Source organism: Microbacterium sp. Bi98 (genome assembly GCF_918698045.1).
GTDB lineage: Bacteria > Actinomycetota > Actinomycetes > Actinomycetales > Microbacteriaceae > Microbacterium.
In genome coordinates, this window is the sequence record NZ_CAKKLK010000005.1 from 44,323 (window position 1) to 68,949 (window position 24,627).

Annotated in this window: 23 protein-coding genes; 16 read left to right on the top strand and 7 right to left on the bottom strand. The window is 69.2% G+C overall.

Features of this window, described 5'->3' with window-relative positions; all coding sequences use genetic code 11:
• The first annotated feature begins 22 nt into the window (after positions 1-22).
• The gene (locus LQZ85_RS09725; protein WP_072590561.1) at positions 23-679 is read left to right on the top strand and encodes an NAD(P)H-dependent oxidoreductase; all 657 of its coding nucleotides are present in this window, start codon (positions 23-25) and stop codon (positions 677-679) included.
• A 199-nt stretch (positions 680-878) separates the two neighbouring features.
• On the opposite strand, the gene LQZ85_RS09730 is transcribed toward LQZ85_RS09725, so the two are convergent.
• Together LQZ85_RS09730 and LQZ85_RS09735 are read right to left on the bottom strand one after the other, a co-directional pair.
• Positions 879-1,955 carry a HAMP domain-containing sensor histidine kinase gene (locus LQZ85_RS09730; protein WP_053098513.1) on the bottom strand — a complete coding sequence of 359 codons (1,077 nt, stop codon included), beginning with the start codon at positions 1,953-1,955 and terminating at the stop codon, positions 879-881.
• Between the two features lie 28 nt (positions 1,956-1,983).
• Positions 1,984-2,655 carry a response regulator transcription factor gene (locus tag LQZ85_RS09735; protein WP_053098514.1) on the bottom strand — a complete coding sequence of 224 codons (672 nt, stop codon included), beginning with the start codon at positions 2,653-2,655 and terminating at the stop codon, positions 1,984-1,986.
• A 102-nt stretch (positions 2,656-2,757) separates the two neighbouring features.
• Here LQZ85_RS09735 and LQZ85_RS09740 point away from each other — a divergent pair, with 102 nt between their 5' ends.
• The 3 genes from LQZ85_RS09740 to LQZ85_RS09750 are packed head-to-tail and all read left to right on the top strand — an operon-like array spanning position 2,758 to position 5,503.
• Positions 2,758-3,366 (top strand): M15 family metallopeptidase, encoded by a 609-nt coding sequence (locus tag LQZ85_RS09740; protein ID WP_056276300.1) that lies wholly within the window; start codon positions 2,758-2,760, stop codon positions 3,364-3,366.
• Positions 3,363-4,511 (top strand): alanine racemase, encoded by a 1,149-nt coding sequence (alr, locus tag LQZ85_RS09745; RefSeq protein ID WP_230100841.1) that lies wholly within the window; start codon positions 3,363-3,365, stop codon positions 4,509-4,511. The genes LQZ85_RS09740 and alr overlap by 4 nt, the downstream gene beginning before the upstream one ends.
• Positions 4,508-5,503 carry a D-alanine--D-alanine ligase gene (locus LQZ85_RS09750; protein ID WP_230100842.1) on the top strand — a complete coding sequence of 332 codons (996 nt, stop codon included), beginning with the start codon at positions 4,508-4,510 and terminating at the stop codon, positions 5,501-5,503. Before alr ends, LQZ85_RS09750 begins: the two co-directional genes overlap by 4 nt.
• Here LQZ85_RS09750 and LQZ85_RS09755 read toward each other — a convergent pair.
• Both LQZ85_RS09755 and deoD read right to left on the bottom strand, forming a co-directional pair.
• Entirely contained in the window at positions 5,500-8,013 is a 2,514-nt protein-coding gene (locus LQZ85_RS09755) for a DEAD/DEAH box helicase (protein WP_230100843.1), read from the bottom strand. The two genes, LQZ85_RS09750 and LQZ85_RS09755, sit on opposite strands and share 4 nt — an antisense overlap.
• 206 nt (positions 8,014-8,219) lie before the next feature.
• Positions 8,220-8,933: a purine-nucleoside phosphorylase gene (gene deoD / locus LQZ85_RS09760; RefSeq protein ID WP_053098518.1), complete on the bottom strand. Its 714-nt coding sequence runs from the start codon at positions 8,931-8,933 to the stop codon at positions 8,220-8,222.
• A 106-nt stretch (positions 8,934-9,039) separates the two neighbouring features.
• Here deoD and putP point away from each other — a divergent pair, with 106 nt between their 5' ends.
• The gene (gene putP / locus LQZ85_RS09765; RefSeq protein WP_187248979.1) at positions 9,040-10,551 is read left to right on the top strand and encodes a sodium/proline symporter PutP; all 1,512 of its coding nucleotides are present in this window, start codon (positions 9,040-9,042) and stop codon (positions 10,549-10,551) included.
• A 71-nt stretch (positions 10,552-10,622) separates the two neighbouring features.
• Here the strand turns inward: putP and LQZ85_RS09770 are convergent, their stop codons facing one another.
• A complete protein-coding gene (locus LQZ85_RS09770) occupies positions 10,623-11,291 on the bottom strand; it encodes a DNA alkylation repair protein (RefSeq protein WP_230100844.1) in 669 nt (222 codons plus the stop codon).
• A gap of 101 nt (positions 11,292-11,392) precedes the next feature.
• Between LQZ85_RS09770 and LQZ85_RS09775 the strand changes: the two genes are divergently transcribed.
• Positions 11,393-11,590 (top strand): hypothetical protein, encoded by a 198-nt coding sequence (locus tag LQZ85_RS09775; protein ID WP_053098521.1) that lies wholly within the window; start codon positions 11,393-11,395, stop codon positions 11,588-11,590.
• Between the two features lie 22 nt (positions 11,591-11,612).
• Here LQZ85_RS09775 and LQZ85_RS09780 read toward each other — a convergent pair whose 3' ends face one another.
• A complete protein-coding gene (locus tag LQZ85_RS09780) occupies positions 11,613-12,647 on the bottom strand; it encodes an FUSC family protein (RefSeq protein WP_230100845.1) in 1,035 nt (344 codons plus the stop codon).
• 117 nt (positions 12,648-12,764) lie between these two features.
• On the opposite strand from LQZ85_RS09780, the gene LQZ85_RS09785 reads away from it, so the two are divergent.
• The 10 genes from LQZ85_RS09785 to LQZ85_RS09830 all read left to right on the top strand — a co-directional run bounded on the left by LQZ85_RS09785 (position 12,765) and on the right by LQZ85_RS09830 (position 23,320).
• Entirely contained in the window at positions 12,765-13,220 is a 456-nt protein-coding gene (locus LQZ85_RS09785; RefSeq protein ID WP_053098523.1) for an SRPBCC family protein, read from the top strand.
• A gap of 184 nt (positions 13,221-13,404) precedes the next feature.
• The gene (locus LQZ85_RS09790; protein ID WP_053098524.1) at positions 13,405-13,656 is read left to right on the top strand and encodes a hypothetical protein; all 252 of its coding nucleotides are present in this window, start codon (positions 13,405-13,407) and stop codon (positions 13,654-13,656) included.
• 68 nt (positions 13,657-13,724) lie between these two features.
• A complete protein-coding gene (locus tag LQZ85_RS09795; protein WP_230100846.1) occupies positions 13,725-16,637 on the top strand; it encodes a LuxR family transcriptional regulator in 2,913 nt (970 codons plus the stop codon).
• A gap of 77 nt (positions 16,638-16,714) precedes the next feature.
• A complete protein-coding gene (locus LQZ85_RS09800) occupies positions 16,715-16,918 on the top strand; it encodes a cold-shock protein (RefSeq protein WP_042538190.1) in 204 nt (67 codons plus the stop codon).
• A 302-nt stretch (positions 16,919-17,220) separates the two neighbouring features.
• Positions 17,221-18,255, top strand: coding sequence for an iron-siderophore ABC transporter substrate-binding protein (locus LQZ85_RS09805; protein ID WP_053098526.1), 1,035 nt, complete (start codon positions 17,221-17,223; stop codon positions 18,253-18,255).
• Between the two features lie 32 nt (positions 18,256-18,287).
• Positions 18,288-19,331 carry an iron ABC transporter permease gene (locus tag LQZ85_RS09810; protein ID WP_072590572.1) on the top strand — a complete coding sequence of 348 codons (1,044 nt, stop codon included), beginning with the start codon at positions 18,288-18,290 and terminating at the stop codon, positions 19,329-19,331.
• Between the two features lie 5 nt (positions 19,332-19,336).
• Positions 19,337-20,410, top strand: coding sequence for an iron ABC transporter permease (locus LQZ85_RS09815; protein WP_230100876.1), 1,074 nt, complete (start codon positions 19,337-19,339; stop codon positions 20,408-20,410).
• Positions 20,407-21,207: an ABC transporter ATP-binding protein gene (locus tag LQZ85_RS09820; protein WP_230100847.1), complete on the top strand. Its 801-nt coding sequence runs from the start codon at positions 20,407-20,409 to the stop codon at positions 21,205-21,207. Before LQZ85_RS09815 ends, LQZ85_RS09820 begins: the two co-directional genes overlap by 4 nt.
• Positions 21,197-22,153 (top strand): siderophore-interacting protein, encoded by a 957-nt coding sequence (locus tag LQZ85_RS09825; RefSeq protein WP_230100848.1) that lies wholly within the window; start codon positions 21,197-21,199, stop codon positions 22,151-22,153. Before LQZ85_RS09820 ends, LQZ85_RS09825 begins: the two co-directional genes overlap by 11 nt.
• 300 nt (positions 22,154-22,453) lie before the next feature.
• Complete coding sequence (locus tag LQZ85_RS09830) at positions 22,454-23,320, top strand: alpha/beta hydrolase (RefSeq protein WP_230100849.1); 867 nt, start codon at positions 22,454-22,456, stop codon at positions 23,318-23,320.
• Between the two features lie 222 nt (positions 23,321-23,542).
• Here LQZ85_RS09830 and LQZ85_RS09835 read toward each other — a convergent pair whose 3' ends face one another.
• Complete coding sequence (locus tag LQZ85_RS09835; RefSeq protein ID WP_053099357.1) at positions 23,543-24,550, bottom strand: LacI family DNA-binding transcriptional regulator; 1,008 nt, start codon at positions 24,548-24,550, stop codon at positions 23,543-23,545.
• Between the last annotated feature and the right edge of the window lie 77 nt (positions 24,551-24,627).

Sequence of the window (24,627 nt, forward strand, 5' to 3'; positions counted from 1 at the left end):
CGAAAAACGAAAGGCACCTCTCATGTCCCTGTTCCGCCTGGATGCCAGCATCCTGCCCGCGTCGTCCGCCAGCCGTTCGCTCGCCGACCTCGTCGAAGCCGAGTGGACCGCCTCGCACCCGGACTCCACGGTCACCCGCCGCGACCTCGCCGCCGACCCCGTGCCCGCGACGGCGTGGGCGGATGCCGTGACCGGCGGATTCGTCGACGACGCCGAGCGCACCGACGCTCAGCGCGCAGCGCGCGCCCTCGCCACCACCTTCGCCGACGAGCTGATCGGCGCCGACGCGCTGCTCTTCGCCGTGCCGCTCTACAACTACGGCGTCTCGCAGCACTTCAAGACCTGGTTCGACCTGGCCTACACCGACCCGCGCATCGACCCGCAGGGCACCGCATTGCGCGGCAAGCCGGCGACCCTCGTCACCGTGCTCGGCGGCAACTACGCCCCCGGAACGCCCAAGGAGGGCTGGGACCACTCCACCGGATGGCTGCGCCGCGTGCTCGAGGACGTCTGGGGCCTCGACCTGCGCATCGTCGAGCGTCCGTTCACCCTGGTCGGCGTGAACCCCGCTCTCGACGCCTTCGCAGACACCGCCCGCGAGCTCAAGGAGAACGCCGAGGAGTCGGCGCGCACGTACGGCCGCGAGCTCGCCGCACTGCGGGGCGACCAGGTCGCCTGACCCGGCATCCTGAGCGGTCCCGCCCCTCCAGGCATCCCGTCTGGTCCCGCCCCTCCAGGCATCCCGTCTGCAGGATCAGGGCACGGATGCGGGGTCAGAACACGGTTTCTGGTCCTGCATCCGTGCCTCGGTCCTGCAGACGACACAAGGACCCGGACCTCCGGGCAGGCCCCGGACCTCCGGACGACCGACCGCCGCCTCAGGCGAGCGGCCGGGGGAACGGATGCGGCAGCCACACCGTCACGTTCAGACCCCCGCCGTGCCGAGCGGTGAGCACGAGGGATCCGTCATGCGCCTGGGCGATGCGCTGCACGATGGCGAGGCCCAGGCCGACACCGCCGTGATCCTCGCCGCGCGTGCGGTCGGCACCTCTCTGGAACGGTTCCGCGAGCGTGGCGACGAGATGGGCGGGCAGCACGTCGCCCGTGTTCTCGACCACCAACGCCACCGCCTGCGGCAGAACATGCGTCCGCACGATGACCGTGCCGCCTGCGGGCAGGTTGTGAACGATCGCGTTGTGCACCAGGTTCGTGATCAGCTGCTGGAGCAGGGCGGGGGATCCGAGCACGTTCGCGGTGTCACCGCCGACGTCGATGGACACACCACGTCGCTCGGCCGACGGCAGAAGCGTCTCGGTCGACTCCTCGGCGAGCAGTGACAGGTCGACCGGCTCGCGGGTGAACGCGCGGCGCTCGGCACGGCTCAGCATCAGCAGGGCCTCGGTCAGCTCGATCGCGCGCGCATTGACCTCGTGCAGTCGGTCGATCAGCGCGTCGACGTCGCGGTCGGGGTCGTTGCGGGCGACCTCCAGCATCGCCTGCGAGATCGCGAGCGGGGTACGCAGCTCGTGCGAGGCGTTGGCGGCGAACCGCTGCTGCTCGCCCATGTGCGCCTCGAGCTGCTCGAGCATCGAGTCGAAGACATCGGCCAGATCACGGAACTCGTCGCGCGGTCCCTCGAGGGCGACCCGGTGCGACAGCGACCCCTGCGCGGCGAGCTGCGCTGCCCGTCCGATGCGGTCGAGGGGGGCCAGCATCCGTCCGGCGATGATCCATCCGCCGCCGATTCCGATCGCGAGCAGCACGAGCATCATCACGATCGCAGCCGGAATGAATGCGCGGATCAGGTCCGAGCGGTTCGGCACGAAGCGGTCGGCGATGATCGCGGCATCCGGTACATACCGCAGCAGGTATACGGCGACGGCCGCGAGCAGACCGATGCCTGACACGACCACGACGCCCGCATAGCTCAGCGTGAGCTTCCAGCGGGCGCTCATGCCTCGGCGCCTCACGGGCCGAACGGGATCAGCCATCGGCATCCGTTCCGATGCGGTAGCCGACGCCGGGGACGGTGAGGATCAGCCACGGCTCGCCCAGTCGCTTGCGCAGCGACGAGACCGTGATGCGCACGGCGTTCGTGAACGGGTCGGCGTTCTCATCCCACGCGCGCTCGAGCAGCTGCTCGGCGCTCACGACTCCGCCGCCCGCATCGACGAGCACCTCGAGCACCGCGAACTGCTTGCGCGTCAGGGCCACGTACTTGCCGTCGCGGAAGACCTCGCGGCGGAACGGGTCGAGACGCAGCCCTGCGACTTCGAGCACGGGCGGCCTGGCGCGGTGGCGACGACGGTCGAGCGCCCGCAGGCGCAGCACGAGCTCGCGCAGCTCGAAGGGCTTGGTGAGATAGTCGTCGGCGCCGATCTCGAAACCCGACTCCTTGTCGTCGAGGCGATCGGCCGCGGTGAGCATGAGGATCGGGATGCCGCTGCCCGAGGCCACGATCGACCTCGCCACATCGTCTCCCGACGGACCGGGGATGTCGCGGTCGAGTACCGCGAGATCGTAGGAGTTGATGCTGAGCAGCTCGAGGGCCGTGTCGCCGTCGCCGGCGATGTCCGCCGCGATCGCCTCGAGCCTCAGGCCGTCTCGCACAGCCTCCGCGAGATAGGGCTCGTCCTCGACGATCAGCACACGCACGACACAGCTCCCATGTGCTCAGAGCTTACGCACCCGGACATATCGGGAGCATATGAGAAATCGCATACGTCGTCGCAACACGCCTCCTTCTTGACTGAGGACATGAACACTCGCTCCACCTCCTCACGGCGACGCCTCACCGCGATCGTCGGTGCCGCCCTGCTCGCCGTCGCTCTCACGGTCTCGGTCGTGCTGATCGGTCAGCAGTCTCTGGCGTCGGCATCCGTCGTGCCGACCGTCGCGCCGTCGTCCCTCAGCGAGGCGGACGGGATGATCCGCGAGGAGGGCGCCGTCTCGGTGTTCGACGACACGCCCGCCGTGACGAATCTCGACTCCGACCTGCTCGCCGCCGTGCGCGCTGCCGCATCCGCTGCCGAGCACGACGGCGTGCGGATGCATGTGAACAGCGGCTGGCGGTCGGCCGACTACCAGCAGGTGCTGCGTCAGGATGCGGTCGTCGAGTACGGCTCCGAAGAGGAGGCCGCGCGCTGGGTCGCCACCCCCGAGAACTCCGAGCATGTATCGGGAGACGCGGTCGACCTCGGCCCTCTCGCCGCTCAGGACTGGCTGGCACGCCACGGCGCGGACTTCGGCCTCTGCCAGATCTACGCGAATGAGCGCTGGCACTTCGAGCTGCGGCCGGCGGCCCCGGCGAACGGGTGCCCGCTGATGTACGACGACCCGACCACCGATCCCAGGACGCAGCGATGACCACGGCGCTCACCACTCCACGCCTCACCCTCTCGCGCGTTCACCCGCCGACATTGCACACGATCCCTGACGCGATCGGAGCGAACGTCGAGCGGATCCGATCGGCCACGGATGCCCGCATCATGGCGGTCGTCAAGGCCGACGGCTACGGCCTCGGCGCCGTGACCGTCGCTCTCGCGGCGATCGGGGCCGGAGCCGAGTGGCTCGGGATCACGGATGCCGAGGATGCCGCCCCGCTGCGTGCCGCGGGGATCGAGGTGCCGATCCTCGCCTGGCTCAACCCCGCCGGGGTCGACGTCGCGCAGGTCGTCGCGGATCGCGTCGATCTGGCTGTCGGCTCGGTCGAGGAGCTGCGGCAGCTGATCGCGGATGCGTCGGCACTGCCGAACGGGTGCGTTCGCGTGCATCTGCACATGGACACGGGCATGTCGCGGGGCGGCGTACCGCTCGAGGACTGGGCCGAGCTGCTGCGGGTGGCTCGCACGGGCCGCGACTGGGGTCGTGCACGCATCGACGTCGTCGGGGTGATGGGGCACCTGCCAGACGCCGACGCCGCCGACCCGGCGAAGAACGCGCCCGCCGTGCTCCGGATGCGACAGGCGAGGGATGCCGTGCTGCGTGCCGGATTCGGTCCTCTGCTCGTGCATCTCGCGGCGACGTCCGGGACGCTGACGGATGCCGCCACGCACTTCGGCATGGTCAGGGTCGGCGCCGGGCTGGTCGGCATCGATCCGTCGGAGACTGTGCCGCTGCAGGGGGCGGCGCGGTTGACGGCATCGGTCGTGCACAGCAGTGTCGTGCCGGCGGGCACCGCGATCGGCTACGGCGGCGCATACGTGACGACGCGCACCTCCCATCTGAGCGTGATCGGGGTCGGGTATGCCGACGGCATCCCGCGCGAGCTCGGTGCGGGCGCAGGGGTGGCGGTCGACGGCATCCGGTGCCCGATCGTCGGTCGCGTGTCGATGGATCAGATCGTGATCGACACGGGTGACCTCTCGATGCCGAGGGGCACCACGGCCGTGGTCTTCGGACCCGAGGGGGGCGCGGTGCCGAGTATGCAGGAGTGGGCGCGGTGGGCGGGGAGCATCCCGCACACCGTCGTGACGGGCATCGGCTCCCGCGTCGAGAGGGCCATCGCATGAGAGTGCTGGTGATCGGGGGAGGGCAGAACGCCGAGCACGAGGTGTCGCTCGCCTCAGCGGCAGCGGTCGCAGAGGCCCTGCGGCTCGGGGGATACGACGTGAGCACGGTGACGATCTCGCGGCAGGGCGTGTGGGAGGTGGCGGGCGTCTCGGAGGGTGCCACCGCCGCCGGATCCCTCGCTCTCGCGATGCCGCTCCTCGCCGACTGCGACGTCGTATTCCCCGCCGTGCATGGACCCCTGGGGGAGGACGGAGCACTCGCGGCACTGTGCGGTCTCGCAGGGGTGCGCGTGGTCGGATCGGGTCCGCGGGCCGGCGCCATCTGCATGGACAAGTGGGCCACCAAGCTCGTCGCCGAAGCGGCAGGGCTGCGCACGGCACGGGGACGCGTCGTCGATGCGGCGGACTGCGGCGATGCCGAGTTCGAGGGGCCCGTGGTGGTGAAGCCGTTGTCGGCCGGTTCGAGCTACGGCGTCTCGCTCGTGCGAGGAGAGCATGAACTGGGGCCGGCGCTCCGCGAGGCGGCGCGGTTCGACCGCCGCATCCTCATCGAAGAGGTCGTGCAGGGGAGGGAGATCGATGTCGCCGTCCTGCGCGAAGCCGGTGGCGTGCGCTGGGCGGCGCCGCCGCTCGAGATCCACGCCGCCGGCCTCTTCGACACCGCCACGAAGTACGACGGCAGCGCGCGATTCACCGTGCCCGCGCAGCTGTCGACGGCCGAGACGACCTCGCTCACGCGTGCGGCACTGACCATGTTCGACGCCCTCGGATGCGCCGGGGTCGCCAGGATGGACTTCTTCCTCTCCGCCGAGGGCCCGGTGCTGAACGAGGTCAACACGATGCCGGGGCTCACCGCGGCCTCGCAGGCGCCGCGCATGTTCGCGGCGGCCGATGTGTCGTACGTCGACCTCGTGTCGCGCCTCGTGCGAGCCGCTGAGGTGCCAGGCGGTGACGGTGCGCGCCGGAGCGCCGGCCTCGAGCGGGTCGCCTAGAGGCGGTCGACGCCCGTCACCGTGACCACGGCCGCGCCCTCTTCGTCGGAGGCTGCGAGGTCGACGGTGGCCGAGATGCCCCAGTCGTGGTCGCCTGCCGGGTCGTCGAGGATCTGACGGACGGTCCACTCCGTCGCACCCTCGGTCAGGAGCAGCAGCTGAGAACTGCGGGCGTTCGCACCCGTGAGGATCTCGTCGTGATCGGCGAAGTATCCGTCGAGCGCATCCGACCAGGCGTCGGCACCGAAGGTCGGGTCGAGTTCGGCGAGGGCGGCGACGTCCTCGCGGGCGGCCAGCTGCACCCGACGGAACAGCTCGTTGCGCACGAGAGTGCGGAAGGCGCGGACGTTCGATGTCAGTCTCTTCGGCGCCGGCGGAACGATCGGCTCGTCGTCCGGGCCGTGGAGCACGCCGTTGACCAGCTCCTCCCACTCGTCGAGCAGGCTCGAGTCCACCTGGCGCACCAGCTCGCCCAACCACTCGATCAGGTCGCGGAGATCCTCGTCCTTCTCCTCTTCGGGGATGGTCTGCGAGGCCGCCCGATAGGCGTCGGAGAGGTAGCGCAGCACGACGCCCTCCGACCGCGCGATCTTGTAGTACGCGACATATTCCCCGAACGACATGGCTCGCTCGTACATGTCGCGGACGACGGATTTCGGATGCAGCTCGAAGTCGCGGATCCACGGCTGCGCGGCGCTGAACGTCTCGAACGCGGCGGTCAGCAGCTCGTCGAGAGGCTTCGGATATGTGATCTCCTCGAGCAGCTCCATGCGCTCGTCGTACTCGATGCCCTCGCGCTTCATGACGGCGACGGCCTCGCCCCGTGCCAGGAACTCCTGCTGTCCGAGGATCGCCCGCGGATCATCGAGCGTCGACTCGACGATCGAGATCATGTCCAGGGCGTACGACCCGGTTCCGGTGCCGGCAGCCGGGTCGCGGTCGAGCAGTTCGAAGGCGGCGAGAGCGAACGGAGACAGCGGCTGGTTCAGGGCGAAGTTCGGCTGCAGATCGACGGTCAGGCGGATCTCGCCGTCGGCCGTCTGCTCGACGACGCCCGATTCGAGCAGCGTGCGGTAGATGCCGATGGCGCGCAGAGCGAGTTCGCGCTGTCGTTTGCGAGGTTCGTGGTTGTCGTAGACGAGTGCACGCATGTTGCCGAAGACGTCGCCGCCGCGCCCGATCACGTTGAGCATCATGGCGCTCGTGATCTGCATGTGCGAGGTGAGGGTCTCGGGCTCGGCGTCGATCAGCTTGCGGAACGACGGCTCGCCCCACGAGACGAAGCCATCGGGAGCCTTCTTGCGCACGATCTTGCGCTTCTTCTTCGGGTCGTCGCCGGCCTTCTTGATCGCGGCGACGTTCTCGCTCTCGTGCTCCGGAGCCTGGGCGACGACGGTGCCGGCCGTGTCGAAGCCCGCGCGGCCCGCCCGCCCGGCGATCTGGTGGAACTCGCGGGCGCTGAGCTGCCGCATCCGGGTGCCGTCGAACTTGGTCAGAGCGGTCAGCAGCACCGTGCGGATCGGGACGTTTATGCCGACGCCGAGCGTGTCGGTGCCGCAGATCACGCGCAGCAGACCTCGCTGGGCGAGCTGCTCGACCAGGCGTCGGTACTTCGGGAGCATCCCGGCATGGTGCACGCCGATGCCGGCGCGGAGGAACCGGGAGAGGGTCTTGCCGAAGGCGGTCGTGAAGCGGAAACCGCCGATCAGGGCCGCGATCTCGTCGCGCTGCTCACGCGTGGCGACCTTCGTGCTCGACAGCGCCTGGGCCCGCTCCATCGCAGCGGCCTGCGAGAAGTGCACGACGTAGATCGGCGCCTGGCCCGTGCCCAGCAGGTCGTCGATCGTCTCGTGGATCGGCGTCGTCTCATAGAAGTAGTGCAGCGGAACCGGGCGCTCGACGCCGGTGACGGATGCCGTGTCACGGCCCGTCCTGCGGGTGAGGTCGCTCGACAGCTGCGACACGTCGCCCAGGGTGGCCGACATGAGGATGAACTGCGCCTGCGGCAGCTCGAGCAGCGGCACCTGCCAGGCCCATCCGCGGTCGGGGTCGGCATAGAAATGGAACTCGTCCATGACGACCTGATGCACCGCGGCATCCGTGCCCTGGCGCAGTGCGAGGTTCGCGAGGATCTCGGCCGTGCAGCAGATGATCGGGGCATCCGGGTTGACCGAGGAGTCGCCCGTGATCATGCCGACGTTCGAGGCGCCGAAGACGTCGACGAGGGAGAAGAACTTCTCGCTCACGAGCGCCTTGATCGGGGCGGTGTAGAACGAGCGGCGCCCCTCGACCAGCGCGGCGAAATGCGCGCCGACCGCGACGAGCGACTTGCCGGTGCCGGTGGGCGTCGACAGGATCAGGTTGTTGCCGGAGACGATCTCGATGACCGCCTCGTCCTGGGCGGGGTAGAGGCTGATGCCGGTCGACTCGGCCCATTCGACGAACGCCGTGTAGACGGCATCCGCATCGGATCCGTCGGTCAGCGTCGTGTGGTCGAGGATCGCAGGCATGGTCTGTCGATCATCCCACCTCCGGCGGGGCACCTCCTGCGAAGGGGAACACATGCTGTGCAGGAGCGGATGCTGGATGCGGTCCTTCGCAGCGTGAGATCTCCTTCGCTGCAAGGGAGCGAGCGAGCCTGCAAGCGAGCGAGCCTGCAAGGGAGCCTGCGAGGGAGCCAGCGAGCGAGCGAGCGCGCCGGCCGGCCCGCAACGACTCAGACGGACGTCGCGGCGCGCAGCGCGATGCGGATCATGTCGCCGAAGGTCTGCTCGCGCTCCTGAGCGGTGGTCTGCTCGCCGGTGACGATGTGATCCGACACCGTGCAGATGGCCAGAGCGCGACGCCCGTGGTACGCGGCGAGGGTGTACAGCCCCGCGGCCTCCATCTCCACTCCGAGGGCGCCGTGCTGCACGAACGGCTCGGTCAGCTCGGGTCGGGTGCTGTAGAACTGGTCGCTCGAGAACAGCAGACCGACGTGGACGGCCGAGTCCAGGGGCTCGGCCTCGCTCGCCTCGACCGCCGCGCGCAGCAGTCCGAAGTCCGCGACAGGTGCGTAGTCGAGTCCGTGGAAGCGCACCCTGTTGATGCCCGAATCGGTGCAGGCGCCGTTCGCGATGATGATGTCCCGCACCTGCAGCTTCTCGGTCAGCGCCCCGCACGAGCCGACGCGCACGATCGTCTGCACGTCGTACTCCTCGAACAGCTCGGTCGCATAGATGGCCATCGAGGGCTGACCCATGCCCGAACCCTGCACCGAGACGCGGTGGCCCTCCCAGGTGCCGGTGAAGCCCAGCATCCCGCGGGTCTCGGAGTACAGCTCGGCGTCGTCGAGGAAGGTCTCGGCGATCCACTTCGCCCGCAGCGGATCGCCGGGGAACAGGACGACGGGGGCGATCTGACCGGGCTGTGCGGCGATGTGCGTGCTCATGGCTTCAGCGTAACCAGCGGTCTCTGCGTGGCGCGCCCGGACCACAGCGTCCGCCTTGGGATCATCGGTACCGAGCGGTGATCGGCACCGCGGAAAAGGGACGACGATGTCCGATCAGATCTTCTTGTACGGGGCACTCGGGCTGTACTTCGCCGGCATGCTGCTCATCGGATACTTCGCCTACAAGCGCACCTCCGACCACGAGGACTACATGCTCGGCGGACGCAACCTGCCGTCGTGGGTCGCCGCGATCAGCGCCGGTGCGGCCGACATGTCGGGCTGGCTCGTGATGGGTCTTCCCGGCGCGATCTACGCCGCTGGACTGATCGAGGCCTGGATCGCGATCGGGCTGACGATCGGCGCTTACCTCAACTGGCTGCTGGTGGCCCCACGGCTTCGCGCCTACACCGAGGTGTCGCGCAACTCGATCACGATCCCGAGCTTCTTCGAGAACCGGCTCCGCGACACCAGCCGGTCGCTGCGCATCGTCTCGGGGCTCATCATCCTGGTGTTCTTCACGCTGTACATCTCGTCGGGCATGGTCGCCGCCGGCGTCTTCTTCGAGAGCTCGTTCAACGGCGACTACCTGTTCGGGATGCTGCTGGTCGGCGGCATCACGCTGCTGTACACGCTCTTCGGCGGATTCCTCGGGGCCTCCCTCACCGACGTCGTGCAGGGGCTGATGATGGTGATCGCGCTGATCGTCGTGCCGGTCGCCGCCGTCATCGCGATCGGCGGACTCGAGGAGACGTCGACGCTCATCACCGAGAACGCCGGAGAGGGATTCCTGTCGCTGCTCGGCGGAGGGGCCGTCACCGGCGGCACCTTCCTCGCCATCGCCTCGGCCCTGGCGTGGGGCCTCGGGTACTTCGGGCAGCCGCACATCATCGTGCGCTTCATGGCGCTGCGCTCGCCGCAGGAGGCGAAGAGCGCGCGTCGCATCGGCATCTCCTGGATGGTCGTCTCGATGTTCGGCGCGATCATCTCGGGCCTCGTCGGCATCGCCTACATGGCGCAGCAGGGCATCACCCTCGACAACCCCGAGACCGTGGTGCTGCTGATGTCGCAGACGCTGCTGCATCCGTTCGTCGCCGGACTCGTGCTGGCGGCCGTGCTCGCGGCGATCATGAGCACCGTGTCGAGCCAGCTGGTCGTGTGCTCGTCTGCGCTGGTCGAGGACCTCTACAAGGTGGTGCGCAAGACCCCGCCGTCCGACAAGCGGCTGGTGCTGCTGGGCCGCCTGGCGGTGCTCGTCGTCGCGATCATCGCGATCATCCTCGCGATCACGCCGAACGACTCGATCCTCGGGCTCGTGTCGTTCGCCTGGGCAGGATTCGGTGCCGCGTTCGGCCCGATCATCCTGCTCAGCCTGTTCTGGCGCAAGCTCACGAACTGGGGTGCTCTCGCGGGCATGTTCGTCGGAGCGGTCACGGTGTTCGTCTGGAAGGCCCTCGACACCGACCTGTACGAGCTGCTCCCCGCGTTCGTGTTCGCGTTCGTCGCGGCCGTCGTGGTGAGCCTCGTCACCTACACGCGCAACGACGACATCGAGAAGGAGTTCACCGACGCCGAAGCGATGCTGACGGCACCGCGGGCCGCAGTCGGCAGCGCTCGCTGACGGACGCAGGGCTGAGTCGCGGGACGCAGGGCTGAGTCGCCGGATGCGGGGATCAGCCCTCGCGTCGGGTCTCAGCCCTCGCGCCGCCGCACGATCTCGCCGATCCAGATCGGCGCGAACGGCGAGGTGCAGCCGGGCGCGGTGGGGTAGTCGGCGAGCACCTGCAGGCGCTCACCGATCTCGAGCGCCCTGGACCGCAGCTCCGGGTGGAAGATGCCGATGTTGGCGAGCGTCTCGTTCATCGCCCACTGCAACCGCGAGGGCGCGTTCTGCAGATCGCGCTCGATCAGATCGAGCAGGTGATCGAGGTCGAGGCCCTCGGCATCCTTCGCGACGCGCACCGTCGTGAGCGACCATGCGGCCGCGGCGACGGTCGGGTCGGAGTCGTCGAACCAGCGCAGCCGCAGCTCCTCCGCGAGGGGGGTCTTCTTCGCGACGTAGTTCACGAACCAGTCGTTGACCTTGGGGGCCTGAGTCTGTCGCAGCATCGCGTCGAGCTCGTCGGCGGTGAACGCGCGCGGCGTGCAGATCAGCAGCGCCAGCAGCCGGGCGGCGGTGTCCCCTGTCGCCCACAGGTCTTTCGCCAGGGGCTGGTCTGTCTTGATGCGCTTCGCGAGGGTGCGCATGCGGCTGAGATTGATGCCGTGGTCGTCGCCGCGCTTCTCGTTCGCGGCGCGCATCCTCGGATCCTCGAGGGCGGCGAGCTCGGCCAGAGCCTCGGGAACGGTCATGTCGGACATGTCACCAGGGTAGGCCCGGAGCGCTTGTCAAGGCCCGGGCTTTCTGCGGGCATGCGGCCCTAACCTCGCAGGAGATCGAACTCCGACGAAGGGAAAATGCCATGACTCGCGACAGCGACGACATCAGCACCGACCGCAACGACATCAGCACGGAGCCGTCGCCCGGCCCCGAGGAGAACGACAACCTCGGCGCCGAGGACAACAAGGGAGAGCCGCCGACGGTCGTCCCCTCCGGCTCGGGCGACGAGAGCGACGACGACGACGGCGACGTGCTCGCCGACGACCCCGAGCAGGACTGACCGGCGCCGCCGCGTCGCCCTGTCATTCCTCGTCGACGAGCTCCGCGCGGATGCGCCTGAGGTCCTCCATCAGCGACCCGATGAGGATCCAGTGCGTCGACGAGGGTGGCCGGATGACGAGAGGTGCGGTCAGTGCCGGGATCGCCGAGGTCAGGGCCTCGGGCTCCGGGGACACGTCGGCGATCTGCACAGCCAGTCGCACATCGTGTCCTGCACGCCGCAGCTGCTCCGCGATGGCCGTGACGGCCGGCTCCTCGCCGATGGAGTCGTCGTAGTGGTCGAAGTAGGCGCGCGTCATCCCGATGGTCTGCGTCACGATGGGCGTCAGCCGTTCGAGCAGTGCGCGCATCTCGACGAGCTCTTCACGGTGCGTCGACCGGCGCGGGTTCAGAGTGAGGGATTCCTCACCCGCAGCGATGGATGCCTCCGCCGCGTCCTTCATCGGGCGCAGCAGTCTGGCTTCGAGCATGAGCTGATGCAGCGTGGCGGGAGTCTGGGGTTCGGGTAGAGCATCGGCGAGTCGGTCGAGGCTCGAGGCGAGCTCGCTGCCCAGCAGCCCGAGATCGCGTCGGGCCGGGGCGACCAGCACGGGCGGCACGATCAGGGCGTTCACGACGATGCCGATGACCACGCCGATCAGGGTCTCGAAGATGCGCGCGATCGCATAGTCGGGAGTCGAGCCCAGCGCGAGCACGAGCATCGCCGAGATGGCCACCTGGTTGCCGGTGCCGGGCGTCGCCCGGAAGGCCCACGCGACGAGCATGGCCACCACGATGGCGAGCAGCACGATCCAGCTCGGTGACCCCAGGAGAAGGCCCAGGGCGACCGCGATCACCACGCCGACGATCACGCCGATGCTGCGTTCGAGCGCCTTCGACAGCGACTGGTTGACGCTGGGCTGCACGACGAGCAGAGCGGCGATCGCGGCGAAGACGGGGAGCTGTCCCGGAACCACCCATCCCGCGAGCATCCATGCGGCGATCGTCGCCGCGGCGGACTTCACCACCTGCAGCAGGGGTGAGCGCTTCGAGGCGCGGATCGCGGCGTGGATGCGCATGCCTGCAACGCTACTCGGCTAGCGAGTGCCGTCAGGGGAGATGTCAACCCCGTCGCCAAGAGTCGTCGAACGCCGCTGAATGGGATGACACGACCGACGAACAGTGAGGATCATCACATGGTGCAGATCATCGAGACCATCGACGTACACGTTCCCATCGACGTGGCGTACAACCAGTGGACGCAGTTCGAGAGCTTCCCGCAGTTCCTCGACGAGGTGGAGTCGATCGTCCAGCTGGACGACACGCACACCCGCTGGAAGGTGAACGTGGGCGGCGCGACGCGCGAGTTCGACGCGGAGATCACCGAGCAGCACCCCGACGAGCGAGTCGCGTGGAACAGCATCGGCGGTGAGACCGAGCATGCGGGCGTCGTGACGTTCCACAAGCTCGAAGACCTCACGACCCGCGTGACCGTGCAGATCGACTGGGAGCCCGAGGGGCTTCTCGAGAAGGTCGGCTCGCTCGTGGGCGCGGGCTCGCACGCGGTGAAGAAGGATCTCCAGAACTTCAAGGAGTTCATGGAGAAGCGCGGCACCGAGACCGGTGCGTGGCGCGGCGACGTCGACGCCTGATCGACCCCTGAGCTGAGGTCCGAGCGGTGGTGCCCCCATCACCGCTCGGACCTCTTTCGCTGCCCGGAGGACGGCACGCCCGGCGTCGACTAGGGAACTCACGAACGGAAGATAGGGCATCCTCCCGATGTCGTCGGGGTGACTCAGAGCGGATTCTGAGGACATCGCACACCGAGGAGATGTCATGTTCGAGCACCCGTATCTCGCCTACAGATCGACCGAGTTCGACCAGGAGCAGCTCGCTCGCGCGGCAGAACGCCGTCGCGTCATCGAGGAGCGCAGCGATCAGCTGGTCCGCAGACAGCCCGGCCCGGTCCGGCGTCTGGCCGGCCGGCTGCTGCACACGACCGACGCATCGCGCGACGCGGCGACGGATGCTGCACGGCAGCCCGAGCGCCGCGCATCCGCGGGCCGCGAACCGGCACCCGCCCGGTGATCGTCGCTCCGCTGCGGGCAGACGGCAGCGCGACGCCGGATGTCGGAGGGGAGTGGCACGATGAATTCATGCCCCCGTCCGCCCCCAGCGCCGCGATGGTCGGCCGAGAGACCGAGCTCGCGACCATCCGCGAGCTGTTCCGGCGAGCGGTCGACGGGGTCCCGGTGGCCGCGCTCATCGCGGGCGAGGCGGGCATCGGCAAGTCGCGACTGCTGCGCGAGTTCAGCGCCCAGGTGGCGAACCGCGCAGACGTGCATGTCGGTTGGTGCCTCGATCTCGGGGCGTCGCGCACGCCCTTCGGACCGCTCGCCGGCATCCTCCGGTCGATCGTCGCGAGCATGGGCGCCGACCGGGTGCGGGAGGAGATCGGCGTCGGCGTCGAGGCGCTCGGCATGCTGCTGCCCGAGCTCAACCCCACCGAGCGATCGCAGACCAGCCCTGACCGCCTGCGCGATGCGATCGCGGCGCTCATCGAGGCGGCCGCCGAACACGCGCCGCAGGTGCTCGTCGTCGAAGACCTGCACTGGGCTGACGAGTCGACCCTGGCGCTGCTCTCCTTCCTGCTGCGCACCCTCGCGCACGGCCGCATCCTCCTGATCCTGACCTGCCGCTCCGACGACGTGCGACGCGGCGATGCCGTGAGCCGCTTCATCGGCGAGTCCACCCGCGCGCGTCTGCTCGAGAGGGTCGCGATCGATCGGCTCGACACCTCGGCTGTCCGTGCGCTCGTCGAATCGCTCACCGGGCAGCCCGTGACAGACGCGGCGCTCGATCGCATCCACGATCGAGCCGAGGGCGTGCCCTTCTTCGTCGAAGAGCTCGCCGGGTGCTCGACCGGTCCCCTGCCCGGCAGTCTGCGCGACCTGCTGCTCGCCCGATTCGACCGTCTCAGCGATGACGCCCGGCGGGTGGTGCAGGTCGTCTCGGGAGCCGAGCGTCCGCTGACCCACCCGCTCGTCACCCGCCTCGCGGGTCTGCCCGAAGCCCGCCTCGACGAGGCGATCCGCGAGGCGACGCTCAGCGGCATCCTCGTCGTGGTCGACGACGACTACCGGTTCCGGCATGCGCTGCTGCGCGAAGCCGTGCACGACGATCTGCTCCCGGGCGAGAGAGCGCGGCTGCATCGGGCGTATGCCGAGGTGCTCGAGGAGAACTGCTCAGGGGCCGAAACCGCCGACTCCGCCGCGCTCGCCTATCACTGGCAGCTCGCGCAAGACGACCGGCGAGCGCTCGCCGCGGCCGTCACCGCGATGGCCGACGCCAAGTCGCGGTTCGCCTTCGCGAGCGCTGCCCGCTTCGGCGAGCTCGCCCTCGACCTGTGGATCCAGGTGCCGGATGCCGAGGCCGTCGTGGGTGTGGCGCGCCTCGAGGTGCTGCGCACTCTCGGTTCCGTGCTGCGCAACGCGGGAGACGGAGAACGGGCGCTCGCCGTGGTCGACCTCGCGCTCGCCGAGGTCGATCCGACGACGGTCGACCCCCGCATGCACGCCCGGCTGCTGCGCGACAAGGCGTACTACACGATGAATCTCGGCCGCGCCGGCGCGGTCCCGCTGCTGCAGCAGGCGCTCGAGATCCTCGAGGCGGGCGTCGATGACGACCGGCTGCGCGCCTCGGTGCTGAACCAGCTCGCCAGTCGCTACATGATCTCGGGGCGACTCGACGAGGCGATCGCGTTGGCCGCGGAGGCGGGCGAGCGGGCCGCGCGCGCCGGGTCGGACGACGAGGCATCGATCGCCGCGAACGTCCGGGGCGGAGCCCGCGCGCACCTCGGCGACCTCGACGCGGGGCACCGCGAGTACGCGCTCGCCCTGCAGCTCGCCAAAGGCACGAACGCCGAGATGAGATACCGGGTCAACTACTCGGATCTGCTCGGCCTGCTGGGGCGCTATCGCGATGCCGTCAGGGTCGCCGAAGAGGGGCTCGCGCCCGCGCGCGCTTTCGGCGTCGAGCGCACCACGGGCGCGCTGATGACGCAGAACATGGCCGTGCCACTGCTCGAGATGGGCGAGATCGAACGGGTCGAGGGGATGCTGGCGCGCGAGCTCGCTCAGCGGACCCTGCGCATCTCGCACATGTACTCCACGATGACGCGCGTGCGGGTGCTCTCCTGGCGAGGCAGACACGAGGAGGCGGCCGAGATCCTTCGCGAGTGGCACCCCGCGTTCGAGGAGACCGGTCGGGTCGAACGTCAGATCTGGTACGACGAGGTCATGATGCGCGTGGCCGTCGCCGAGGGGCGGGGCGACCTCGCGGGTGCTCTCGGTGAGGTCAGGGCGATGCTCGCCGATCAGGGGCCGGTGTCCCTGCATCAGCGTCGACTGCTGCTCGAGGCGGCATGGTTCATCGCCGAGCTGCGGGCATCCGGCGTCGAGGTAGAGGCGGCGGTCGCAGACGTGCGCGACGCGTGGCGCGCCCAACCTTCGCAGCTGCGAGGCGACAGGTGGGAGACGATCCTCGAGGCATTCCTCTTCCCGTCCGTCGCAGCCCTGCGCCAGGCGGTCGAGCACGCAGACGACCGCGATGTGCCCGTGACGTTCGCGGTGACCACGCGTCTCGCTCTCGCTCGCGCACTCGTCGACGCAGGAGACCGAGGGGAGGCGAGCGCCGTGCTCTCGGCCGCGATGCGCCAGGCGGAGCGCCTCGGCCACGTTCCCCTGGGGCGGATCGTCGGTGGTTTCCAAGCGGCGGCTGGCCTCGCCGCAGCATCCGGCACCGCATCCGGCACTGCGGCATCCGGCACCGCCGGCGTCGAACCGGATGTCGACCCGCTCACCGCCCGCGAGCGGCAGGTGCTCGAGCTGATCGCCGAGGGTCTGAGCAACCGCCAGATCGGGGAGCGGCTCTTCATCAGCGTCAAGACGGTGAGCGTCCACGTGTCGGCCGTGCTGCGCAAACTCGGGGTGAGCACCCGCACCGAGGCGGCTGTTCTTCAGAAGAATCCGAACTTCCGGGACACCGGTCAGCCTGCCGTGGTACGTTGAGCAGGCGCGTATGTCGGACGTTCCGTCACGGCGCGGGCCGCGCAAGCGGCCGTTTGAAAACAGAAAGTAGAAAACACATGGCCACTGGCACTGTGAAATGGTTCAACGCGGAAAAGGGCTTCGGCTTCATCGCTCCCGATGACGGCACGGACGACCTCTTCGCCCACTACTCGGCAATCACCGGCTCCGGTTTCAAGGAGCTTCGTGAGAACCAGAAGGTCGAATTCGACGCTGAGCGTGGCCCCAAGGGCATGCAGGCTGCGAACATCCGCGCTCTCTGAGCGCGCATAGGCTTCCTGAAGCCGGTCGGATCCTCACGGATCCGGCCGGCTTTCTGCATGTCCGGGTACTTTCTGCCCGTGCCCGTGCCCGTGCCCGTGCCCGTGCCCGTGCCCGTGCCCGTGCCCCTCCACATCGGGCGGATGCGGTGCGATGTCGACCCCGCACGAGAGGCGAGGATGCCGCCCGGGCTAGGGACCCAAGATGAGGCTTGCCTAACTTTCTGTTAGATTAGGCCAGGCTTACCAAAGCCTTGGCGCCCCTCCGCGCCGCACCCCCTCATCCCAACCCGAAGGGAACGCCTGTGCGCACCTCTCGTCTCATCGCCGCCGGTGTCGCCGCGGCTCTGGCCGTCGGCCTCACGGCCTGCGCGACGTCATCGACCGACTCGAACTCCGACTCCGCCGGCGGCAACCCCGCCGATGACGGTGCCTTCCCCGTCACGATCGAGCACGTGTTCGGCGAGACCACGATCGAGGAGAAGCCCGAGCGCGTCGCGACGATCGCCTGGGCGAACCACGAGGTTCCCCTCGCTCTCGGCATCGTCCCGGTCGGCATGAGCAAGGCCACGTGGGGCGACGACGACGACAACGGCATCCTGCCCTGGGTCGAGGACAAGCTCGACGAGCTCGGCGGCGAAGAGCCCGTGCTGTTCGACGAGTCCGACGGCATCGACTACGAGGCCGTCGCCGACACCCAGCCCGACGTCATCCTCGCGGCGTACTCGGGTCTGACGCAGGAGGAGTACGACCAGCTCTCGAAGATCGCACCGGTCGTCGCCTACCCCGAGGTCGCCTGGGGCACCCCGGTCGACGACATGATCGAGATGAACTCGAAGGCGCTCGGCCTCGAGGAGGAGGGCGACGCCCTCATCGAAGAGCTACACGCCGACGCCGAGGCCGCCCTCGAGGAGAACAGCGCCCTCAAGGACAAGAAGGTGCTGTTCGCGTACGTCGACCCGAGCGACCTGAGCCAGGTCGGCTACTACACCGCGATCGACACGCGCCCCGGCTACCTGCACGACGACCTGGGTCTTCCGCTTCCGTCGATCGTCGAGGAGAACGCGGACAGCAAGGAGTTCTACCTCTCGGTGAGCTCCGAAGAGGCTGACACCTTCGACGACGTCGATGTCTTCGTGACCTACGGCGACGACTCGCTCATCGCCACCATGCAGGCCGACCCGCTGCTGTCGAAGATCCCCGCGATCGCCGCCGGCAACATCGTGATCCTGCCCGACTCCACCCCGATCGCGGCCTCGGCGAACCCGTCGCCGCTGTCGATCCAGTGGGGCCTGTCCGACTACCTCGGCCTGCTGGCAGCACCGCTCGCCGCGAAGTGACCGTCGGCGTCACCTTCGCACACTGAATTCCCGTGACCGCTGTCACCGTTCCCCTGCCGGGCGTCGCAGATCTGCGACGCCCGGCATGGGCGCGCACGCTCTGGCTGCTCGTCGGCCTGGGAGTGCTGTTCGTGCTCTGCATCCTGTCGATCTGCTTCGGCGTGCGCTCCGTGAGCATCGACGACATCTTCGCCGCCCTCGCCGGGCAGGATGACACCCTCGCCCAGGCGGCGATCATCAAGCGCCTTCCGCGCACGGTGCTCGCGATCCTCGTCGGTGCAGCGCTCGCACTCTCCGGCGCGACGATGCAGGCGGTCACCCGCAACCCGATCGCCGACCCTGGCATCCTCGGCGTCTCGAACGGCGCTTCGCTCGCCGTCGTGTTCGGTCTCGCCTTCCTCGGTCTCACCGACGCTTACAGCCAGATGGCGCTCGCGATCATCGGCGCCGCCCTGGCCGCGGCGTTCGTCTACACCGTCGGCTCGCTCGGACGCGGCGGTGCCACGCCCCTCAAGCTCGCGCTCGCCGGTGCCGCCACCTCGGCCGCCTTCGCCTCGCTCATCAGCGCCGTCATGCTGCCGCGCGTCGACCTGCTGCAGGCGTTCCAGTCGTGGCAGATCGGCGGAGTGGGCGGTGCCGAGTGGCCGCGCATCGCGATCACCGCCCCGGTGCTCGCGCTCGGCGCACTGATCTGCTTCGCCAGCGCCCGGGGCATGAACTCCCTCGCTCTCGGCGACGACATGGCGAAGGGACTCGGCGAGCACGTCTTCCGCACGCGCCTCATGTCGGCGGTCGGCGCCGTGATCCTCGCCGGAGCAGCCACCGCGATCGCCGGGCCCATCGGATTCGTCGGTCTCGTGATCCCGCATGTCTGCCGGATGCTGATCGGCACCGACCACCGCTGGCTGCTGCCGTTCTCGGCCATGGCCGGCGCCGCCCTGCTGCTCGCGAGTGACATCGTCGGCCGTGTCATCGCGCCGACCTCGGAGGAGATCCAGGTCGGCATCATCACCGCCATCATCGGCGCCCCGTTCTTCATCTGGATCGTCCGTCGTCAGAAGGTGCGTGAACTGTGAGCACCATCGACCGCGCTGCCGCCCACACTCCCGCAGCATCCGACCGCACCCGCGACGAGGTCGCCGCGCTCGTCGCGGGCCGCCGTTCGCGCCACCGCCGCCACGCCACGGCCACGATCGTGCTCGGTGCGCTGCTGCTCGTGCTGTTCGCCGTGGCGCTCATGATCGGCAACACGTTCTATCCGCTCGACGAGGTGATCCGCGTGATCCTCGGCGAGACCGTGCCGGGGGCGTCGTTCACCGTCGGCGAGCTGCGCCTGCCCCGCGCGGTGCTCGCGATCCTCGCGGGTTTCGCGTTCGGCATCGCCGGCGTCTCGTTCCAGACGCTGCTGCGCAACCCGCTCGCCTCGCCCGACATCATCGGCATCTCGAACGGCGCCGGCGCCGCAGCGGTGTTCGGCATCATCGTGCTGTCGCTCAACGGGCCGATCGTCTCGCTGCTCGCGCTCGGCGGTGCGATCGTCACGGCAGGAGTCATCTACCTGCTGTCGATCAAGAACGGCTTCGCGGGCACTCGACTGATCCTGATCGGCATCGGTGTCGCGGCGATGCTGCAGAGCATCATCTCGTACATGCTGTCGAGGGCGGCGAACTGGGACATCCAGACCGCGATGCAGTGGCTCACCGGAAGCCTGAACAACGCCTCGTGGGAACGCGTGATGCCGCTCGCGATCGCCGCCGTCATCATCGTGCCGCTGATGCTCCTGCAGGGCAGGGCGCTCGGGGCGATGCAGCTCGGCGACGATTCGGCATCCGGTCTCGGGGTGCGGGTCAACACGACTCGTCTGCTCTTCATCCTCGGCGCAGTCGCACTGCTGGCGTTCGCCACCGCCGCGACCGGCCCCATCGCGTTCGTGGCGTTCATGGCGGGTCCGATCGCGGCCCGCATCACGGGGCCCGGAGCGAACCTGCTCGTCCCCAGCGCATTCATCGGCGCTGTGCTCGTGCTCGGAGGCGACCTGATCGGTCAGTTCGCGTTCGGCGAGCGCTACCCGGTCGGCGTGATCACCGGCGTGCTCGGCGCTCCGTACCTCATCTACCTGCTCATCCGCACGAACCGCTCGGGAGGCTCCCTGTGACCGAGGCGCACACTCTGACGGCAGAGTCCGTCACTCTCGCCTACGGCGACCGGACGATCATCGACGGCCTCGACCTCGCGATCGCGCCGGGCAAGATCACCACGATCGTCGGCGCGAACGGATGCGGCAAGTCGACCCTGCTGCGTTCGCTCGCGCGTCTGCTCTCGCCGACGGCGGGTCAGGTCGTGCTCGACGGCAAGTCGGTGCACGCGCGCCCCACCAAGGAGGTCGCGCGCATCCTCGGCCTGCTGCCGCAGTCGCCCGTCGCTCCCGAGGGCATCGCCGTCGCGGATCTCGTCGGCCGCGGTCGGCATCCGCATCAGAAGATGCTGGCTCGCTGGAGCGCCCACGACTACGAGGTCGTCGCGGATGCTCTGGCCGCCACCGGCACCACCGAGCTCGCCGACCGCAGCGTCGACGAGCTCTCGGGCGGCCAGCGTCAGCGCGTGTGGATCGCCATGGCGCTCGCGCAGGAGACCGACATCCTGCTGCTCGATGAGCCGACCACGTTCCTCGACGTCGCTCACCAGGTCGAGGTCCTCGATCTGCTCACCGACCTCAGCGTCTCGCGCGGCACCACGATCGTGATGGTGCTGCATGACCTCAACCTCGCCGCGAGGTATTCCGACGAGCTCGTCGCGATCAAGGAGGGCAGGGTGCACGCCACCGGCGCTCCGCAGGATGTCGTGACCGCCCAGCTCGTCGAAGAGGTCTTCGACCTCGCGAACCAGATCACCATCGACCCGGTCTCCGGGAAGCCGATGGTCACCCCGATCGGAAGGCATCATGTCCGCTGAGACCACGACCGAACGCCCCACCTACGTGCTCGCTCGCGCCGAGGTGCGCGGGGTCGAACGGGTGTCGCCGAACTTCGTGCGGATCACGTTCGGCGGCGACGATCTTCTCGAGTTCGCAACGCCGGGTGACGTCTTCGACTCCCGGATCAAGATCGTGTTCCCGCCGGCATCCGGCATCCTCCCCGATCTCGATCGTGAGACCGACGACTGGTGGGGTTCCTTCCTCGCCGTCCCCGAGGAGGACCGCGGATCCATGCGCACCTACTCGGTGCGTGACCTGCGGGTGACAGATGCGGGCACCGAGCTCGATGTCGATTTCGTGCTGCACCTGGCGCCCGGACTCACGGGCCCGGCGTCGCGCTGGGCCGATGCGGCCGCGGTCGGCAAGGAGCTCTTCATCGTCGGACCACGTCGAGGCGTCGCCGCGGCCGCGCACGGCGGTGCCGAGTACGAGCCGGGCACCGCGACGTCGGTCGTCCTCGCCGGTGACGAGACGGCGGCTCCCGCGATCGCTCGCATCCTCGAAGACGCCCCCAGCGACCTTCGAGGCTGCGCGTTCATCGAGGTGCCGTCGCCGGCCGACGTCCTGCGCATCGACGCGCCTGCCGGGGTCGAGGTGCACTGGCTGCCTCGCGATGCGGGTGAGCCCCACGGTGTGCGGCTGATTCCCGCCGTGCTCGAGTACCTCGGAGATGCGGATGCCGCCGACGAGATCGACGTGAAGGACATCGACACGGAGGCCCTGCTCTGGGAGACCCCCGACTACTCGGGTCTCGGCGAGGAGATCGCGGAGGCGGATGCTCCCGCGGAGCGCTACTTCTGGATCGCCGGCGAAAGCGGCGTCGTCACGACACTGCGCCGCCACCTGGTCAAGGATCTCGGCATCGACCGCTCGCAGGTCGCCTTCATGGGCTATTGGCGACGCGGCGTCGCCATGCGCGGCTGACGCCGGTCGGTTCGGGGGGCCGCTCTCGCTCTCGTTCGCGCTCGCGTTGGCGCTCGCGTTCGCGCATCGCAGGAGATCTCACGCAACGAAGGAGCGGATCCGGCATCCGATCCTTCGCCGAGCGAGATCTCCTTCACGGGATGCGGTCGGCTGACACGGGAGGCGGTCGGCTGAGACGGGATGCGGTCGGCTGAGACGGGGTGCGGTCGGCTGTCACGAAGAAGTGTCGAAGCGCTGGCGCCAGCGGATGCCGCGCCGTAGCATCCCAGTGGAATCGTTCGACGCCGAGGAGGCCACCCGATGACGCAGCACACCCTCGAGCTCCCGGACGTCGACCTCGTCTACGACGTGCATGGGCCACTCCCGACGAAGGATGGCCGCCCTCCGTTGATGATGATCGGCCAGCCGATGGATGCGAGCGGCTTCCAGGCGCAGGTGAAGCTGTTCGGCGATCGCACCGTCGTGACCTACGACCCACGAGGGTTGGGCCGCAGCGTGCGCAAGGACGGCGGAGTCACGAACGAGCCCGATGTCCAGGCCGAGGATGTCCACGCGATCATCGAGGCGCTCGGTGCAGGCCCTGTCGACATGTTCGCGAGCAGCGGTGGAGCCGTGAGCGCACTCGCTCTGGTCACTGCGCACCCTCAGGACGTGGTGACTCTGGTCGCCCACGAGCCGCCGATCGACAGCGTGCTGCCTGATGCCGAAGCGGTGCATCGAGCGCGAATCGCTTATACCCGGGCATATCAGGAGCGAGGATGGGGTGCCGGAATGGCGGCGTTCGTCGCGATGACGTCGTGGGAGGGAGAGGTCACCGAGGAGTTCCTCGCCCAGCCGGCCCCCGACCCCGCGGCATTCGGGATGCCGACGGAGGACGACGGCTCGCGGAATGATCCACTGCTGTCCGAACTCTCGTGGGCGGTGCCGCTCTACGAGCCGGATCTCGAAGCGCTGAAGGCATCCCCGACTCGGATCGTCGTCGCTGTCGGGGAGGAGTCGCTGAAGGGCTACACCGGCCGCACCGCGCTCGCCCTGGCCGAGAAGCTCGGACAGCAGGCGACGGTCTTCCCCAGTCACCACGGCGGCTTCATGGGTGGCGAGTTCGGCTATGCCGGGCAGCCCGAGGCCTTCGCCGCCACGCTCCGCGAGGTGCTCGACCGGCCGTAGGCGGCGAGCGAGACCTCGTCGACGCGTCCTGTCGTCAGCCGTCGCACGCACCGAAGGAGATCTCGCGCTGCGAAGGGCCTCACGCGGCCTTCGGCCCTTCGCTGCGGGAGATCACCTTCGCAGCGCGCGCACGAGCGGGGGCGGCAGCGGGAGCGCGAGCGGGAGCGGGAGCGGTAGCGGGAGCGGGAGCGGGAGCGGTAGCGGGAGCGGAGCGAATGCCGCCTACGCGGTCGCGCGCACCACGAGTTCGGTATCGAGGATGACCGAGCGGGGGGATGCCCCGGCGATGACCTCGAGCAGCACGGCGACCATCTTCGCGCTGATCTGATCCCACGGCTGGCGCATGGTCGTGATGGGGGGCTCATGGGTGGCGGCGAGGCCTGAGTCGTCGAAGCCGGCGATCGCGATGTCCTCGGGCACGCGGCGCCCTGCGCGGCGGGCGGCGGCGATGGCTCCGGCCGCCATCCGGTCGGATGCCGCGAACACCGCGTCGACGTCGTGCTCGAGCATCCGCGTCATGGCGGCGAGTCCTGACTCGTACGAGTAGTCGCCGCGCTCGACCAGCGATTCGTCGTAGAGGTCGCCGAGCTCTTCGCGGAAGCCGACCAGGCGATAGCGACCACCGGGGGTGTCGTCGGGGCCGGCGATCATGCCGATGCGGCGGTGTCCCTGGGTCACGAGGTGCGCGGCCATGGTGCGGGCGGAGGCGATCTCGTCGACGGAGATCGTCGAGAGCTCGCGTTCGTGCCCGAGCGGCACGCCGCAGCACACAGTCGGGATGCCGACCTCGATCAGCTGATCGAGCAGCGGGTCGGACTCGTGCGACGAGATCAGCATGACGCCGTCGACGTGTCCCGCGCTGAGGAACTGGGCGACGCTCTCGCGCTCGGCGGGGGTCCCGGCGACGAGCAGCACGAGGGTCATGGCCCGCTGGGCGAGTGCTTCGGCGGCCCCGCGCAGCAGCAGCGCGAAGGTCGGATCGTCGAACAGCAGCTGCTGCGGCTCGGTCAGGAGGAAGGCGAGCGATCCGGCGCGGCCGGTGGCGAGGCTGCGGGCATGGTGGTTGGCGGTGTAGCCGGTGGCGAGGATCGCCTCTTCGACGGCCTGCCTGGCATCGGGGGACACCCAGTGCCCGCCGTTGATCACTCGCGAGACCGTGCTGCGGGACACCCCCGCCTGCGCCGCGATCTGGCGGATCGTCGGCTTGCGCTTCGCGCTGACATCACTCATCGCCTGTGACTCTACCCACAGCATCCCGTCCAGCGGTAGTCCAACCTGGGACCGGTCTCAGTTCGGTAACAGCGGTT

Bases quoted from the DNA above. Each gene is read 5' to 3' on its own strand.
- LQZ85_RS09725 (WP_072590561.1), top strand. From the start codon at position 23: ATGTCCCTGTTCCGCCTGGATGCCAGCATCCTGCCCGCGTCGTCCGCC.
- LQZ85_RS09730 (WP_053098513.1), bottom strand. From the start codon at position 1,955: ATGAGCGCCCGCTGGAAGCTCACGCTGAGCTATGCGGGCGTCGTGGTC.
- LQZ85_RS09740 (WP_056276300.1), top strand. From the start codon at position 2,758: ATGAACACTCGCTCCACCTCCTCACGGCGACGCCTCACCGCGATCGTC.
- alr (WP_230100841.1), top strand. From the start codon at position 3,363: ATGACCACGGCGCTCACCACTCCACGCCTCACCCTCTCGCGCGTTCAC.
- LQZ85_RS09750 (WP_230100842.1), top strand. From the start codon at position 4,508: ATGAGAGTGCTGGTGATCGGGGGAGGGCAGAACGCCGAGCACGAGGTG.
- LQZ85_RS09755 (WP_230100843.1), bottom strand. From the start codon at position 8,013: ATGCCTGCGATCCTCGACCACACGACGCTGACCGACGGATCCGATGCG.
- deoD (WP_053098518.1), bottom strand. From the start codon at position 8,933: ATGAGCACGCACATCGCCGCACAGCCCGGTCAGATCGCCCCCGTCGTC.
- putP (WP_187248979.1), top strand. From the start codon at position 9,040: ATGTCCGATCAGATCTTCTTGTACGGGGCACTCGGGCTGTACTTCGCC.
- LQZ85_RS09770 (WP_230100844.1), bottom strand. From the start codon at position 11,291: ATGTCCGACATGACCGTTCCCGAGGCTCTGGCCGAGCTCGCCGCCCTC.
- LQZ85_RS09775 (WP_053098521.1), top strand. From the start codon at position 11,393: ATGACTCGCGACAGCGACGACATCAGCACCGACCGCAACGACATCAGC.
- LQZ85_RS09780 (WP_230100845.1), bottom strand. From the start codon at position 12,647: ATGCGCATCCACGCCGCGATCCGCGCCTCGAAGCGCTCACCCCTGCTG.
- LQZ85_RS09785 (WP_053098523.1), top strand. From the start codon at position 12,765: ATGGTGCAGATCATCGAGACCATCGACGTACACGTTCCCATCGACGTG.
- LQZ85_RS09790 (WP_053098524.1), top strand. From the start codon at position 13,405: ATGTTCGAGCACCCGTATCTCGCCTACAGATCGACCGAGTTCGACCAG.
- LQZ85_RS09795 (WP_230100846.1), top strand. From the start codon at position 13,725: ATGCCCCCGTCCGCCCCCAGCGCCGCGATGGTCGGCCGAGAGACCGAG.
- LQZ85_RS09800 (WP_042538190.1), top strand. From the start codon at position 16,715: ATGGCCACTGGCACTGTGAAATGGTTCAACGCGGAAAAGGGCTTCGGC.
- LQZ85_RS09825 (WP_230100848.1), top strand. From the start codon at position 21,197: ATGTCCGCTGAGACCACGACCGAACGCCCCACCTACGTGCTCGCTCGC.
- LQZ85_RS09830 (WP_230100849.1), top strand. From the start codon at position 22,454: ATGACGCAGCACACCCTCGAGCTCCCGGACGTCGACCTCGTCTACGAC.
- LQZ85_RS09835 (WP_053099357.1), bottom strand. From the start codon at position 24,550: ATGAGTGATGTCAGCGCGAAGCGCAAGCCGACGATCCGCCAGATCGCG.